The sequence below is a fragment of the Microbulbifer donghaiensis genome (genome assembly GCF_900129095.1).
GTDB lineage: Bacteria > Pseudomonadota > Gammaproteobacteria > Pseudomonadales > Cellvibrionaceae > Microbulbifer > Microbulbifer donghaiensis.
The window spans coordinates 262,475-277,716 of record NZ_FQVA01000001.1 but is presented as its reverse complement, the minus strand read 5'-3'; the positions used below and the strand labels follow the sequence as shown (position 1 = coordinate 277,716).

16 protein-coding genes are annotated in these 15,242 nt (G+C 60.9%); 4 read left to right on the top strand and 12 right to left on the bottom strand.

The genetic code is table 11. The features are described 5' to 3' along the window. Window positions 1–123: 123 nt before the first annotated feature. Complete coding sequence (locus BUC36_RS01165) at window positions 124–1,530, bottom strand: aminotransferase-like domain-containing protein (RefSeq protein WP_084535436.1); 1,407 nt, start codon at window positions 1,528–1,530, stop codon at window positions 124–126. 115 nt (window positions 1,531–1,645) lie between these two features. Between BUC36_RS01165 and ccoG the strand changes: the two genes are divergently transcribed. Continuing rightward, window positions 1,646–3,004, top strand: a complete 1,359-nt coding sequence (gene ccoG, locus BUC36_RS01160; protein WP_073270640.1) for a cytochrome c oxidase accessory protein CcoG — start codon at window positions 1,646–1,648, stop codon at window positions 3,002–3,004. Between the two features lie 27 nt (window positions 3,005–3,031). Here the strand turns inward: ccoG and BUC36_RS01155 are convergent, their stop codons facing one another. Further along, window positions 3,032–3,529, bottom strand: coding sequence for an acyl-CoA thioesterase (locus tag BUC36_RS01155; RefSeq protein WP_073270638.1), 498 nt, complete (start codon window positions 3,527–3,529; stop codon window positions 3,032–3,034). Between the two features lie 226 nt (window positions 3,530–3,755). On the opposite strand from BUC36_RS01155, the gene BUC36_RS01150 reads away from it, so the two are divergent. Beyond that, window positions 3,756–4,085 (top strand): hypothetical protein, encoded by a 330-nt coding sequence (locus tag BUC36_RS01150; RefSeq protein WP_073270636.1) that lies wholly within the window; start codon window positions 3,756–3,758, stop codon window positions 4,083–4,085. Between the two features lie 161 nt (window positions 4,086–4,246). On the opposite strand, the gene BUC36_RS01145 is transcribed toward BUC36_RS01150, so the two are convergent. Then, on the bottom strand, window positions 4,247–5,155 hold the full coding sequence (locus BUC36_RS01145) for a LysR family transcriptional regulator (protein WP_073270634.1): 909 nt from the start codon (window positions 5,153–5,155) through the stop codon (window positions 4,247–4,249). Between the two features lie 123 nt (window positions 5,156–5,278). On the opposite strand from BUC36_RS01145, the gene BUC36_RS01140 reads away from it, so the two are divergent. Both BUC36_RS01140 and BUC36_RS01135 read left to right on the top strand, forming a co-directional pair. After that, a complete protein-coding gene (locus BUC36_RS01140; protein ID WP_073270632.1) occupies window positions 5,279–5,827 on the top strand; it encodes a carboxymuconolactone decarboxylase family protein in 549 nt (182 codons plus the stop codon). Between the two features lie 59 nt (window positions 5,828–5,886). Then, window positions 5,887–6,354, top strand: coding sequence for a nuclear transport factor 2 family protein (locus tag BUC36_RS01135; RefSeq protein WP_073270630.1), 468 nt, complete (start codon window positions 5,887–5,889; stop codon window positions 6,352–6,354). Window positions 6,355–6,433: 79 nt separating this feature from the next. Here the strand turns inward: BUC36_RS01135 and BUC36_RS01130 are convergent, their stop codons facing one another. The 9 genes from BUC36_RS01130 to BUC36_RS01090 form a co-directional block, all read right to left on the bottom strand. Continuing rightward, window positions 6,434–7,609 (bottom strand): thiolase family protein, encoded by a 1,176-nt coding sequence (locus BUC36_RS01130; RefSeq protein ID WP_073270628.1) that lies wholly within the window; start codon window positions 7,607–7,609, stop codon window positions 6,434–6,436. An 87-nt stretch (window positions 7,610–7,696) separates the two neighbouring features. Continuing rightward, window positions 7,697–8,734, bottom strand: coding sequence for a hydrogenase expression/formation protein HypE (hypE, locus tag BUC36_RS01125; RefSeq protein WP_073270626.1), 1,038 nt, complete (start codon window positions 8,732–8,734; stop codon window positions 7,697–7,699). Next, the gene (hypD, locus tag BUC36_RS01120) at window positions 8,724–9,827 is read right to left on the bottom strand and encodes a hydrogenase formation protein HypD (protein WP_073270624.1); all 1,104 of its coding nucleotides are present in this window, start codon (window positions 9,825–9,827) and stop codon (window positions 8,724–8,726) included. Before hypD ends, hypE begins: the two co-directional genes overlap by 11 nt. Before the next feature lie 9 nt (window positions 9,828–9,836). Then, window positions 9,837–10,079 (bottom strand): HypC/HybG/HupF family hydrogenase formation chaperone, encoded by a 243-nt coding sequence (locus BUC36_RS01115; protein WP_073270623.1) that lies wholly within the window; start codon window positions 10,077–10,079, stop codon window positions 9,837–9,839. Then, window positions 10,070–12,391, bottom strand: a complete 2,322-nt coding sequence (gene hypF / locus BUC36_RS01110) for a carbamoyltransferase HypF (protein WP_073270621.1) — start codon at window positions 12,389–12,391, stop codon at window positions 10,070–10,072. Before hypF ends, BUC36_RS01115 begins: the two co-directional genes overlap by 10 nt. Continuing rightward, the gene (locus BUC36_RS01105) at window positions 12,381–12,653 is read right to left on the bottom strand and encodes a hydrogenase/urease maturation nickel metallochaperone HypA (RefSeq protein ID WP_073270615.1); all 273 of its coding nucleotides are present in this window, start codon (window positions 12,651–12,653) and stop codon (window positions 12,381–12,383) included. Before BUC36_RS01105 ends, hypF begins: the two co-directional genes overlap by 11 nt. After that, window positions 12,635–13,117, bottom strand: coding sequence for a hydrogenase maturation protease (locus BUC36_RS01100; RefSeq protein WP_073270613.1), 483 nt, complete (start codon window positions 13,115–13,117; stop codon window positions 12,635–12,637). Before BUC36_RS01100 ends, BUC36_RS01105 begins: the two co-directional genes overlap by 19 nt. Further along, the gene (locus BUC36_RS01095; RefSeq protein ID WP_073270610.1) at window positions 13,114–14,436 is read right to left on the bottom strand and encodes a Ni/Fe hydrogenase subunit alpha; all 1,323 of its coding nucleotides are present in this window, start codon (window positions 14,434–14,436) and stop codon (window positions 13,114–13,116) included. Before BUC36_RS01095 ends, BUC36_RS01100 begins: the two co-directional genes overlap by 4 nt. Continuing rightward, window positions 14,423–15,223 (bottom strand): NADH-quinone oxidoreductase subunit B family protein, encoded by an 801-nt coding sequence (locus BUC36_RS01090; RefSeq protein WP_073270608.1) that lies wholly within the window; start codon window positions 15,221–15,223, stop codon window positions 14,423–14,425. The genes BUC36_RS01095 and BUC36_RS01090 overlap by 14 nt, the downstream gene beginning before the upstream one ends. Window positions 15,224–15,242 lie beyond the last annotated feature (19 nt).

Here is a 15,242-nt window from a genome sequence, read left to right as displayed (position 1 = left end):
GGAAAAGTCAGATAGCTGCTTTGACGGCTAAAAGCTTACGAACTGATAGGTCCGGCTTCCACAGTTATAACTGTAATTCTCCAGCCCGATACTGCCAGACCGACATATACGCCGACCCGGATCTCAGCTGCCGAACAACAGCGCCGGCAGACGATTGAGGGCGCCTACCCGCGCTTTCTCCCACGGGTGGGCGAAACTGATGCGCAGACAGTTCCTGAACTGCCCCGAAGCCGAGAACAGCGGCCCTGGCGTGATCACCACGCCCTGCTCCAGCGCGTCAGAATAGATGGCCAGGGTGTCCACGTGTTCCGGTAACTCGACCCACACCGCCAGGCCGCCTCGCGGGTCGCTCGCCCTGACCACCTCGGGCCAGGCCTGCAACAGCGCCAGCAATCGGTCCCGTCGTTCCCGCAGTTGATTGCGCTGACGGCGCAGGTGCGCAGCGAAGCTGCCATCCTCCATGAAATCGGCCACCCCCTGCTGAAGGTAGCGGCTGCTGGCCAACTGCGTCACCAGCTTGAGATGCAGAATGCGCGCGTGCCAGCGCGCGCCCGAAACCCATCCGAGTCGAAGATCGCGGGAAAGGCACTTGGAGAAAGAGCTGCAGAGAATCACGCGGTTGTCCGCGTCCAGGGCTTTCAGTGGATCCGGTACCGCCTCGAAAGCGGTGTCGGCGTAGATATCGTCTTCGATCACCGCCAGGTCGTACTGCTCAGCCAAGTCCAACAGCCGCTTTTTCGCGGTGTCGGGCATCATTGCGCCGCTGGGTGTGGCAAATGCCGGTGAGACAACACACGCCGTCACCTCCCAGCGTTGCAGCACCTCTTCCAGCGCATCGATATCCATACCCTTGTCGCTGGAGGCCGGAACCTCGACGATCTGCAGGTCGAGCTGCTCGATCAGCTGCATCACACCGTAAAAGCCGGGGGACTCGACGGCGACCACATCGCCGCGCCGGCAACAGGCCATCAACGCCAGGAACAGCGCATGCTGACAGCCGGAAGTGACGCACAGCTGATCCGGATCGACCTTCCAGCCGCGCCGGGAAACGTGAAGAGCCAGTTGCTCCCGCAATCCATTATCACCGGCTGGTTGGTCGTAGTACTGGAAATCGTCGCCGGACTGCCGCCGCAGCGAGCGGCCGATCGAGCGGTTCAGGGCGACGATCCCGGGCGGGATCTCCCCGCCCTGGTGATCGGGCAACAGATCGAAGGCAGCGCTTCGGCCCATGATATCCAGCAACAGGTCGCTGGCCGTGACCGGTCGGGGCGCCTCGATGCGCGCCCTGGCCAGCGGCTGCTGTACCGCGACCGGTTGGGGGGCGACGAAATAACCGGCCTTGGGGCGCGCCTCCACCAGCCCGCGGGCCTCCAGCCGTTGTAGCGCGTGCTGCACCGTCGCTTTCGAAACAGCCTGCTCCCGGCACAGAGTCCGAATGGACGGCAGACGCTCCCCCTGGCGCCAGCGCCGGTCCGCAATGCCCTGTAACAGCCAGGCTTCCAGCTGCTGGTAACGAAACCCCTCTGCCACTGATCTACCTCCAAATATCCATCTGTACCTATTATATTTAATTTTTTTATACCTGACCCTATCGACCGCACACGGGTAGTCTGCGCGCCATCAGACAGCGAGCAAGCAAGTGCCAATGGAAAAAATCCCTGTTGTTGAAGACTTCACGCCGACTTTGGCTAAGGACGGCAAGTTTCACGTGCGGCTCACGAGCGGTCGCTTCCAGAACCTGCGGCGTCTGGTGAGCTGGCCGCTGCTGGGCCTTTTCTTCGGCCTGGTTTGGGTGCAGTTCGACGGCCAACCCTGGCTGCTCTTTTCATTCGAGCAGCGCCGCATCATCCTCTTTGGCAGTGCCCTGTCGTGGCATGACCTGTCACTGCTGGCGGGTCTGCTGATCGCCGGCGCCTGCCTGCTGTTCTTTCTGGCGGTTGCCTGGGGGCGGGTCTGGTGCGGCTTCGCGTGCCCGCAAAGTATCTGGACCTGGCTGTTTATCCGCATCGAGGATTTCACCGAAGGCAGGGCCAGTAAACGCGCCCGCGAGGCCGGCCTGCCGCTCACCGGAAGAAAACTACTGCGCCGGGTAATCAAGCACCTGTTGTGGATACTGCTCGCCGTCGCTACCGCGACGACCTTTACCGGCTACTTCGTCCCGATTCGCGAGCTCGTAGCGGCCGCGATACAGATACAGCTGTCGCCAGCGGTGACCGGGTGGCTGCTGATGATGGCCGCCCTGACCTACATCGACGCCGGGCTGGTCCGCGAAAAGATCTGCCTGCACGCCTGCCCCTACGCACGCTTCCAGAGCGTCATGTTCGACGCCGACACCCAGACCGTCAGCTACGACGCTGGCAGGGGCGAGCCCCGTGCAAACCGCCGCAAAGGCGATGCCGCCAGCGGCGACTGTATCGATTGCGGGCTGTGCGTGCAGGTATGTCCAGTGGGAATCGATATCAGAGATGGGCTGCAGGCCGCCTGTATCGATTGCGCTGCCTGTATCGATGCCTGTGACAGCGTCATGGCCAAGGTTGAGCGACCAAGGGGCCTTATTCGCTTTGCTTCGGAAGCCCAACTGCAAGGCAAGGACAGCCGTTTCCTTCGCCCCCGCCTTGCCGGCTACGGCGTAGTCATGATTGGCGCCTTCAGCGCCGTGCTCTATGGCTTCACCGGCACCACGGATTTACTGATCGAAATAAGGCGTGATCGTGGCGCGCTGTTTATGCGGCTGGATGACCATACGGTGTGCAACAATTACCGTGTAAAGGTCGAGGGATTTGTGAGCGAGCAACAGTTGGTCGACGTTGCCGTTTCCGGGGATGGATCTTATGAATTGTTCGGTCCAGCGCAGATTGACCTGACAGAAAACAGCGCAAGCTGGCTGCCCTATCGAGTCTGCACTCGCGATCTTAAGCAGCCAATGGCGGAGCTGACATTTAATTTCAGCGCACCATCGATCGCCGTCGCCAAGCAAACGACTTTTCTGAACCGCTCTTTCTAGAAGGAGAAAACAGTGCGCGGAGCCACCTCACTGCTTGCGGCCGCGCACTTTTTTCTTGATGTCTTCGTGCGCCGCCTCCTGCTCCTGCAGCAGTTTGCGACGCAATACCGCGGCCTCGAAGCGCTCCCTTTCAATATCAGTCTGCGGCACCAGTTTCGGTACCGGGGTCGGCTTGCCGTTGTCGTCGACCGCCACCATGGTGAAGTAGCAACTGTTGGTGTGCCGCACGATCTTCTTGCGAATATCCTCGGCAATCACCTTGATACCGACCTCCATAGAGGTGTTGCCGGTGTAATTGACCGTCGCCAGAAATGTCACCAGCTCACCAACGTTGATGGGCTGACGGAACATGACCCTGTCAGCCGACAAGGTCACCACATAGGCGCCGGCGTAGCGACTGGCACACGCATAGGCAACCTTGTCGAGGTAGGACAAAAGCTCGCCACCGTGCACCTTACCGGTAAAGTTGACCATATCGGGTGTCATCAGCACGCTCATGCTCAGCCGGTGTTCGCGGCCTTCCATAGACAATCCCTCGACATCAAACAGTAAATTCCCTTGTCCAGTATCGCGGAATATCCGCGACATAGGCCCGGTAGTACAGGAAGTCGATTTATTACAGCGCCAATGGCGCGTATCACTCCCATCAAAAAAATATTGTCACCAATTTCATGCAGTCAAGCGGTGAATCTATTTGGCCGTACACGCCCTTCCGGTAGTATGCCTCGCTCGATTTAACGGGGGAACGACCATGACGACTGCACAAAAAATTTATCACGCCATTGAGCTTTTCGGCGCCGAAGAGCCACACTTCGGACACTTCAAGACAACTTTTCGCAAGGCGCTCATAGAGCACGGCACACCTGCGGACAACGCCGATCAAATGGCGAAGATCGCCGCGGAATCTCTACGCGATCATTCAGGTCCGGATCACCATCTTGGCATGGCAGAAATTATTGCCTGTCACTGGGAATTCGAACGCGCGATGGACGGCAACCTCGAGGCCTTCCAGGCTATGCACAAATATATGTCCTACTACCTGGATTGCGCAGAGATGCAGCAATTGAAAATTGCCAACTAGCAATAACCTGATGCGGTTACGCCGAAATAGTCGGCGTATCCGCGTCGGAAAGCCGGGAGATCCCCTGCAAGAAATACGCGCTCCGTTCAGCACCGGATGCAGTGCAAAGTGCACCGCGTCGATTTCTCAAACTCAACTGCCGTAACACGCCACCGCACTCCCTACTTGCGATCCGCACGCTCCAAAGTCCGCAGGCTGCTACGCAAATCCTCGGTCAGGTCCTCGACCAGCAGGCGCACCTTCGCTGCGCTGGTCCGGCCTTCCGTATGCAGTACGTGAACCGGTATCGGGTCCGCCTCGTACTCCTGCAGCACCACTTCGAGAGTGCCGGCTGCGAGGTCGGGACCGATCTGGTAACTCAGGACCTGGGTGAGGCCCCCGCCGGCCCTGCAAATTGCGATCGCATCTGCCATGGAAGTCGTCACCCGGCGGGAGTTAATTTCTACCGAAATACCATTGGTGAACTTCCAATGTGATGTTGGTGTGATGGGCGAGGCGCGAACGGTGTCCGCCGCTGCCAGATCATCGGGTTGCCGGGGTCTGCCATGCCGTGTCAAATAGTCCGGGCTCGCACATACTACGCGACGGATGCTGCCGACTTCACGGGCGAGCAGGTTCGAATCCGGTAAGTGGCCAATGCGAACGCCAATATCGAAGCCCTCTTCCACCAGCTGGACCGGCCGGTCGACATATACGGACTCTATCTCGACTTCACGGTATTTACTCAGGAACCGGGTGAGCACCGGGGATACGTACAAGCAGCCGAAGAGTACCGGGGCCGTCAGCCTTACCTTTCCCCGGGGCGTCGTGCGGGCACCTCTCGCCACATCGAACACTTCCTCACAGGCATCTATTAATGGCTCGGCCTGCTCGCGAAATATGCGCCCGGACTCGGTAACGCGCAGCGCGCGCGTTGTGCGATGCAAAAGGGCCACACCCAACTCGCTTTCCAGTTCGTTGACGACGCGCGTGACACTGGGCGGACTCAGGCCGAGGCGCCGGCCCGCTTCGGCAAATCCGCCGGCCCGGCAGACTTCCACAAAGACGCGCATCGCTTTCAACTTGTCCACTAGATTATTCCGTAAAGCAAAATTGTGAATTGCAATTTTACAATATTGTTCCAGCTTAAGAGCAGAATTATCTTAGCTGGCACCGGAGCAATTCATCCGGTCAATGACTTGAAGGAGGCTGTTATGTCCCGTATCCCAACCCCCGTAACCATCGAGAAGTCCCCGGTCGAATCGCAGGGACTGTTGAACGCCGTCAACGCCAAACTCGGTTCGGTGCCGAATATGTTCCGCCTGATCGGCAATAGTCCCGCGGCGCTGGAGGCCTATCTCTCGTTCGGTGGCGCGCTCGAGAAGAGCACTGTCGACCTGGCGACACGGGAGCGCATTGCGCTCACGGTGGCCCAGGTAAACAGCTGCGACTACTGCCTCGCCGCGCACTCCTACATCGGCGCCAATGTGGCAAAGCTGTCAGCAGAGGATATCGCTGCCAGCAGGGCCGGCAGTTCGCCGAATGCGAAGGCGGCAGCCGCAGTGCACTTTGCCCACAGAGTCGCGAGTAATCGCGGCCGGGTGACCGAAGGTGACATCGCCGCGGTAAAGGCTGCCGGTTACTCCGACGGCGCAGTGGTCGAGATCATCGCACTCGTTGCGCTCAACGTTCTGACCAATTACATCAACGTGGCGCTGAAGACCGAGGTGGACTTCCCGGAGGCAGAGACCCTGACCGCCTGATCTGAGCCGGGGCGGCCCCTGCGGCCGCCTCATCACCGACCGCAATACGAGGTATCGATATGACTAGCAGACCTCCCCTGCCCCCTTTCACCAGGGAAACCGCGCTTACCAAGGTACGCGCCGCCGAAAATGCCTGGAACACTCGCAACGCGGCGGGTGTCGCACTGGCCTACACCGAAGACACCATCTGGCGGAATCGATCAGAATTTCCCCGCGGTCGAAGCGAGGTCGAGGCATTCCTGGCCCGCAAGTGGGAAAGGGAGCTGGACTACCGGCTGATTAAAGAACTGTGGGCGTTTCACGACAACAGAATCGCGGTCCGCTTTGCCTATGAGTTTCGCGATGCCGAAAACCAGTGGTACCGCGCGTACGGAAATGAAAACTGGGAATTTCGCGCAGACGGGCTGATGCATAGACGCCATGCCAGCATTAATGACCTGCCCATCGACGAATCCAACCGTCTGTTTTACTGGCCGCTCGGGCCGCGGCCGGAAGGACATCCCGGCTTAAGCGAAATAGGCCTCTGAATAGCTGCCGCCGCTTCGCAGGTAGCGGCAGCTACCTCGCTGCTGTTCAGTGCGATTAAACCGGAGTTGATGATCGAGGTTAGCGTTCCAGAAAAGCGGCTGTCGCCATACCACCTGCGGCGCAAACACCGATAATCGCCCGCTGGGCCATGCGCCGCTCCAGCTCGAGTAATGTCGATCCGAGGTAGCGTACCCCCGACATACCATAGGGATGCCCGAGCGCAATTGCACCGCCATTCACATTGGTGGTTTCCCAGGGCGTTTCCAGTTCGCGCTGGTTATACAGCGTGGTGACTGCGAAGGCCTCGTGCAGTTCCCATAAATCAATCTGGCCGGCACCCAGGCCGTGATGCCGCATCAGTTTCTGTACTGCCGGTGCAATCGCGATACTCATCTCCGCGGGCGCCACCGCCGACAGCTGCATGCCGCGAAACAAGCCGAGGATTGGCAGGCCGCGTTGAGCGGCCAGGGCCGCGTCCATCATTACTAGTGCCGCCGCGCCGTCGGAAAGCTGCGATGCATTGCCGGCGGTGATGGTGCCGCCCGCATTCACCGGTTCGAGGCCCGCCAGTCCCTCCAGTGTGGTATCCGGTCGCGGGCCCTCATCCTGCTCGAGTGTCACCTCTCGCTCGCTGGTCTCGCCGCTGTCCCTGTCTTTCACCAGCATGGTCGTTTTCATCGGCACGATTTCTTCGGCAAATTTCCCCGCGGCAAGCGCTTCTGCTACCCGCCGCTGGCTCTTCACCACATACTCATCCTGGGCCTCGCGACTGATGCCGAATTTTTTCGCGACATAATCGGCGGTCTCGATCATCGTCCACCACACCGCGGGGATCTCCTGCTGCAACGGTTCATAGATTAAGTGGTGAAGATTCATATTGAACTGTACGAGGCTGATACTCTCCAAGCCGCCGGCGATCGCCGTTTTTATTTCACCGGCCGCAATGCGATTGGCGACCATGGAGGCCGCAGTCAGTCCCGAACCGCAGTAACGGTTGATCGTGACGCCCGGCATATCCTTACCGAAGCCCGCATAGAGACCGGCATTGCGGGCGATATTGTGACCGGTGGCGCCCTCGGGCAGGCCGCAGCCCATTACCACGTCCTCGATCTCGTCCGCCGCCACGCCCGCCCTGCGCACAACTTCCTTGAGCACATGCGCGCCCATGGCTATGCCGTGGGTCTGGTTAAAGGCACCGCGCAGCGCCTTGGCGATGGCGGTACGGCAGTAGCCGATAATGGCGACATCCCTCATGGGGGTCTCCCTGCTGGTAGTTGGGCTGATCTGTTAAACATAGGACACCGGGCAATCCTTGAAACGGCTTGGATCGGACAGTAGAGGTCAGCAAATTCGCGGCAACTGCTCTCCGGGCAACCGGTCCAGCAGGCGCTCGCAGCCGATTGAGTTTCGCAGAATCACCTCCGCCGCCTCACTCGCGGAAACGGTGCCAATCGCTCGCGAATCCGCCGATACCGGGCACTTTTGCAGTATCGCCAGCGCCTGTTGCGCTTGGTGCGGGGGAACAAAAGCGACGAAACGCCCTTCATTCGCCACATACAGCGGGTCCAGGCCGAGCATCTCGCAGGCGCCGAGGACCGGCTCGGTTATGGCAATGTCATTTTCCCGCAGGGAAAACTGCCGGCGGCTGCCCTCGGCCAGCTCCACCAGCGCAGTGGCCAAGCCGCCGCGAGTCAGGTCGCGCAGACAGTGCACGTTTATCCCGGCCTCCAGTAACGCCAGTACGGGTTCGTGCAGCGGTGCGCAGTCGCTCAGCAACGGGCCATCGAACTCCAACCCCTCGCGCCGCGCCATTACCGCCATACCGTGGCGACCGATATCCCCGGAGAGCAGAATCGAGTCGCCGGGCTGGATCCGGTCGGGCGCAATCGACAGCACATGTTCCAGCGAGCCGATGCCGGCGGTGTTGATAAACAGGCCGTCACCCTTGCCTTTTTCCACGACCTTGGTATCGCCGGTGACCAGTTGCACACCGGTCGCCGCCGCGGCCCGCCCCATCGATGCCATGACGGCAGCGAGGGTTTTCATTGGCAACCCCTCTTCCAGTATCAGGCTGCAACTGAGGTACAGCGGGCGCGCGCCGCTCATGGCCAGATCGTTTACCGTGCCGTAAACGGCTAGTTCGCCGATATTGCCGCCGGGAAAAAACAACGGCGAGACGACGAATGAATCGGTGGTGAATACCGTGCGGCCGCCGATTCGCGGCAGTGTCGCGCTGTCGTGGGCCTGGACCGTCCAGGCGTTGTCGAAATGCGGATAGATGTATTCGCGCAGCAGCCGCTGGCTGAGTTCACCGCCGCTGCCGTGGCCGAGCCGTACGGTTTCATCCGCGCTGACAGGTATCGGGCATTCAGTGTGCATCGGCGGTGCTCCGGTTGCGATAGCGATAATAGGCCGCGCAGGCACCCTCGGAAGACACCATCGGAGCGCCCAGCGGTTGCTCCGGACGGCAGCGGCCGCCGAAGTGCGGACAGTCGCACGGCTTCTGCAAACCCTGCATGATGCGACCGCTGATACAGCCACTGCGGTCCGGCCCGGAACTGTGCGCCATGCCAAATCTCCTGCCCGCATCGAAACGGGCGAATTCCGCTCGCAGGCGCAGGCCGCTGGCCGCTATCGAGCCGACGCCGCGCCAGGCCTGGTCGTCGATATCGAAGACCAGTTCGAGTATTTCCTGTGCATTGAGATTGCCGTTGCGATCCACGGCGCGCGCATACTGATTGAGGACCAGACAGATGCCCTGCTCCAGTTGACGGACACACAGCAGCACACCCTCAAGGATATCCAGTGGTTCGAAACCGGTAACCACTATGGGTACACGATACTCCCGCGCCAGCGGCCGGTACTGCTCGTAACCCATGATCGCGCAGACGTGGCCGGCGGCCAGAAATCCCTGTACACGTGAACCGGGCGCCGAGCAGATGGCCTCGATTGCCGGTGGCACCAGAAAGTGGGAGACCAGCAGGGAAAAATTGCGCAGGCGCTTCTTTGTCGCCAGCACCACAGCCATCGCATGCGCCGGTGCGGTGGTCTCAAAGCCGATGGCGAAGAACACGACCTCTTTGTGCGGATTGTCCTCGGCCACTTTCAGCGCTTGCAGCGGTGAATAGACCGTACGGATATCACCACCGGCGGCTTTTACGGTGAGCAGATCCCCGTTGGAGCCGGGTACCCGCAACATGTCGCCGAAAGAACAGAAAATCACATCGGGTCGCGACGCGATTGCGATCGCCTGGTCAATGATCTCCAGCGAGGTGACACAAACGGGGCAGCCGGGACCGTGCACCAGCTCGATCTGTGGGGGCAATAATTGCTGCAGGCCGAATTTGACGATCGCGTGGGTCTGACCGCCGCAGACCTCCATGATGGTCCAGGGCCGGGTGACGACCCTGTGAATCTCGGCCGCAATTTTCTCCACCGCCTCACGCTGGCGGTATTCGTGCAGGAATTTCATTTCGCAGTCCTATTGCAATTCCCCAAGTTCGCCGATCCGCTCCAGATAGCGGAATATCCTGTGCGCCTCCTGTTCGCGGACGCGGCTGATCGCGAAGCCCACATGAACGATCACATAGTCACCTTCGCGCGCCTCCGGTACATAGGCCAGATTGATTTCCTTGCAGATGCCACCGAAATTGACGCGGGCGCTGCGTTCCAGCGGTGATTCGTTCAACAGTTCTTCCACCCTGCCGGGAATTCCTAGACACATTGTTCGTATCCCTCCTTGCTCAGTGTGCGGTAGCTTGCCCCGCACCGGGCGAAGTAGATTTGCCCCAGTGCGATACCGCCGTCATTGGGCGGTACGCGACTGTGGCAGTGCACGCGAAAGCCGTCTTGCCGCAACAGCCGCGCGGCTGACTCCGTCAGCAACCGGTTCTGGAAAACACCACCGGACAGAAATATGTGTTCCTCGCCGGCCCGCACGGCCACCGCATGCATCATCTGTGCGAGGGTATTGTGGAAGGCCCTGGCCCGCTCAGCGGCGGGAACTCCGCGCCGGCCATCTTCAAGCAGCCCAGCGGCCAAAGGCTCCCAGTCGAGCAACCGGTAACTGCCTTGTTGTTTAAGGGCAAATGGATAACTGCGCCGCGTATCGGATTGCTGCGCCGCAAACTCCACAGCCATTGCCGCCTGGCCTTCGAAGCTCACTTCGCCCACGAGGCCCAGAAGAGCCGCGACCGCGTCAAACAGTCGTCCCGCGCTGGTGCACACCGGCGAGTAGATGCCGCGCTCCAACATGATGGCGAGATTCTGTTGTTCGGCTGGTTCGAAGTTGTCCCTGAAGAATTCGTCTGCGAAGGCTCCTCGACCCAACGCGGCATACAGAAGCCCCGCCGCCTGGCGACGGGGATTGCGGATGGCAGCCTCCCCCCCTGGCAGTGGGAACGGGCTCAACCCGGCGATATGCGAGACCTCCAGGTCGCCATCCCAGCGCAAGAACTCACCGCCACGAATGGTGTTGTCCGCGCTCCAGCCGGTGCCATCCCAACAAATGCCCAAGGCGCGGTCGCGATGGCCATGCTCCGCCAGGCAAGAAAAGAAATGGGCAACATGGTGCTGAACGCCGATAAACGCGGACTGCTGCCTGCGCGCCCAGCGGCTGGATATATACGCCGGGTGCTGATCGGCGATCACCGATTCAGGCGCGGCCTGATAGAGATTTTTCAGATCGGAGACGGACTGCTCGAACATCTCGCGCGCCGCGCGGTTGTCCAGATCGCCGAGATACTGCGTCAGGAAGGCCGCACTGCCCCGTGCAAGACCCGCAACACTTTTCAGGTCCGCGCCGACCGCGAGAAAATCGCTGGGTTGTGCCCCCGACACCGCGGGAAATTCGATTGGCATTGGTGCGTAACCGCGGGCGCGCCGCAACATGACCGTCTGCCCATCCATCTCTCGCACGACCGAGTCGTCCAGGGGTCGCTGTATCTCGCGATCGTGCAGCAGAAACAGATCGGCAATTGCACCCAGTCGGCGGATAGCATCGTCGTTGTCGTAACAGATGGGTTCAGCGGACAGATTGCCGCTGGTGGCCACCAGCGGCCGTTGCAGCGCGTCGACCAGCAGTTGGTGCAACGGTGAAGCCGGCAGCATCACACCCAGGTTGGGATTGTGTGGAGCCACCGCCGTGGCGATACGCGCACCTGCGCTGGCGCGGGCGGCGAGCAGTACGATGGGCCGCTGCGGCGACTCCAGCTGCGCCTTTTCCAGCGCGGAGATCCGGCAGTCCCGCATGACCGATTCGATATCCGGATAGAGCAGTGCCAGGGTCTTGTGCGGGCGCCGTTTGCGATCTCGCAACCGCGCGACGGCAGCACTGTTCGCCGCGTCCACCAGTAACTGGAATCCGCCGACACTTTTCAGCGCGACGATGCGGCCCTCTGCGATGGCCTCCGCAGCCAGCTGCAGCGCCGCCTCCCTCACGGCGATCTGGGTACCGCTCGCGTCACATAGTTGCAGTTGCGGACCGCACGCGGGACAGGCGACGGGTTCGGCGTGGAAGCGGCGGTCCAGTGGATTTTCGTATTCCTCCCGACAGGGCTCGCACAGTGGAAAAGCACTCATCGACGTATTGACCCGATCGTACGGCAGGCGCGCAACGATACTGAAACGGGGGCCGCACAGCGTGCAGTTGGTAAATGGGTAGCGGTAACGGCGATCGTCAGGGTCGGACATTTCCCGCAGGCAGTCCGAACAGGGCGCCAGGTCCGGCAGGATGACGGCGGCCGGCGCCGCAGTGCTGTCACTCTGCCGGACAATGAAACCGACCTCGCGGCACAGTGGCCTGGCTTCCGTGGTAAGACTGTCGATAGTGGCGTACCGGGGCTTTTCAATCGGCAGTCTCCGCAGGAATTCCCGGATCCTGGCGCCTTCCCCCTGTATTTCTATTTGCACGCCGCCGCTGTCATTCGCGACCCAGCCACTCAGGTCGCAGTCTCTGGCCAAACGGTAGACGAAGGGGCGAAAGCCAACCCCCTGGACCAGACCACCGATTGCTATGTGAAGCCGTTCAGTGGTCATGGCCGTATTCGAATTCGAGGCTGTCGAGAACTATCTGCTGTGCCTCGGCATGGTGGATATCCGGCAGCGCCTCGATCTGCAGCTGCAGGCCTTCCAGGCTGGTACCGACCGTTGCGCGCTCGAAGTGTTCGCGCAGGTGTTCGGCGGAAATATGAGCCAGCGCGCCGAGACGGAGATTGGCCGCCACCAGCCTGCCGTCTTCGCCGCTGGCAATGCGGTGGATTTTCTCCACCAGATCGTTGATCAGGGATTGCTCGTGCAAAACGGACCTCCTGTCTGTTGAACGAGAGTTTCGGCGATTGACCTCGCCACGCGGCCAGCTGCCGCCGCGACGTCCGCGGTGAGCGCTGCGCCGGTGGCAAAGTTTTCGCCGCAGATTGCATAAATATCCATTCGCAGTGGCAAGGCGCCCAGGGCCCGGCCGAGCTCGATTGCCTCGGCCAGGTCCAGTCCGTGGCTTGAGGTCGTGCGTACAGTTTCCAGCGGCGGGTCCGCCAGACCGTCGAGACGGATGATGTCGCCGGCAGCCCGCCCCGGGAGTACAACTGCATCCACCACGCAGACGTGGCGCTCGCGCCAGTCCTCCAGTAGTTGCGTCATGTCACCGCCATTCTCAATACAGTCCAGTGCCCGGCCGAAGCGTTCACGCAATTTATCCAACACCAGCGGACCGATACCGTCGTCACCGCGAAAACGGTTGCCGAGGCTGATGATTGCCCAGTTCATCGGCACAACTCTCCGGCACCCTGCTCCAGATGCATGCGCAGAAAATGCGTCGAGCAGGAAATACAGGGATCGTAATTGCGGATCGCCTGTTCACAGCGGTTGCGCAGCTCATCTTCCGGCAGGTGCATAAACTGCGGCAGCATCAGGCGCAGGTCGCTTTCGATGGTTTTCTGGTTCTGTGAGGTGGGCGGCACTATCCTGGCGGCGGTGATCTTGCCGGCGTCATCGATACCGTAGCGGTGGTAGAGCAGTCCCCGCGGTGCCTCGGTGGCAGCACAGCCGGTGGACGCACGCACCTCACAGCTCGTATAAGGCGATTCAGGTTGACGGTAGCCGTCGATAATGCGCAATGCCTCGTCAAACGCGTGCAAAACCTCGAGACTGCGCACCACAATGCTCTGAAACGGATTTGCGCAGAACGGCGGGAAGCCGATGTCGTCGGCAAGTTGCAGCACCCGCGCCGACAGGCGATCGCTGTTCAGGTTGTAGCGGGCCATGGGCCCAACCATGTAGGCACCGCGCGCTGCGAGGACACTGTGCAGCGCATGGCTGTAACTGACATGCTCTTCGCGAAAGTGTTGTTCGAATTCACCGGGATCTATGTCGAGGCCACGGGTCGAGACAATTCGACCCTCGTTCATCGGGTACTCGCGCGGGTGCGACAGCGCGACAAATTCGTACTGGTCGGCGGCCGCCCGCTCAAACTTGGGAAAAGGCAATGAGGCCGTCCAGCGCACCGTTTCCTCCGCCAATGTCCGCGCCTCGGCCAGTTGTTCGCGCAACGCCTCCAGCTCCGGCGGCGCCGGCACCCGGTAAAAGCCTCCAACGCGGACATTGATCGGGTGCACTTCCCTGCCCCCGAGCAGCCGCACCAGCGCGTTACCGGCTTTTTTGATCTGCAGCCCGTCCTGAACGATTTTGGGGTGATCCTTGGCCATCGCCACGGCACTCGGATAGCCGAGAAAATCCGGCGCGTGCAACATGTAGATATGCAGTACATGGCTCTCGATCCACTCGCCGCAATAGATAAGCCGGCGCAGTGCGCGCAGTTCCGGCGGCGGCTGCAGGGCCAGCGCATTTTCCATCGCATGCACGGCGCTCATCTGATAGGCCACCGGGCAGATACCGCAGATACGCGCGGTGATATCCGGTGCCTCGAGATAGTCGCGCCCACGCATAAAGGCTTCAAAGAAGCGCGGCGGCTCGAAAATTTTCAGTTTCACATCCTGCACACCACCGTCGTCGTAACGGATATACAGCGCCCCCTCACCCTCGACCCGCGCCAGGTAGTCGACCTTGATGGTTTTACTCTTCGCCATGGCGTTGCTCCTGACGGCGACTCTCGCGCTCGAACGCCGGCGCGGCGGCGTTGAAGTTGCGCAGGTTCTCGACAACGGTGGCGCGGTCGGCGTCCAGCTCCTGTTGCCACCAATGACAGAGGGACGAGGTATTCGGATTCTCCTTGGGACCGTAGCAGCCGTAGCAGCCGCGGCTATAGGCGGGGCAGATAGCGCCGCACCCCGCATGCGTCACCGGCCCCATGCAGGGCGTGCCGTGGGCGACCCACACGCAGACATTTCCCCGCAGCTTGCACTCGACACAGACCGAGTGCGGTGGCACCTGCGGCGGGCGCCGGTGCAGGAAGGCGCTGATCACTTCCAGCAGCTGTTTCTTGTTGATCGGGCAGCCTTGCAGTTCGAAATCCACCGGCACATGGGTGCTGATCGGCGTCGAGGTTTTCAGCGTGGCGATATATTCGGGATGAGCGTAGACAGCCGCGGTAAATTCCTGCACATCGGCAAAATTGCGCAGCGCCTGGATACCGCCGGCCGTGGCGCAGGCACCGATTGTGACCAGCGCTTTGGACTGCTCGCGGACCTCCCGTATGCGCCGCTCGTCCGCCTCGGTGGTGATCGACCCCTCGACCAGTGACAAGTCGTAGGGACCTCGCACCTGCTCGCTGCTGGCTTCCATGAAATAGGCGATATCAACGGCATCCGCCAGCTGCAGTAATTCATCCTCGCAGTCCAGCAGACTGAGCTGGCAGCCATCACAGGAGGCAAATTTCCATACCGCCAGCTTGGGCCTTCCCTGAGTCTTACTCAATGCATTATTCCGTGAATGT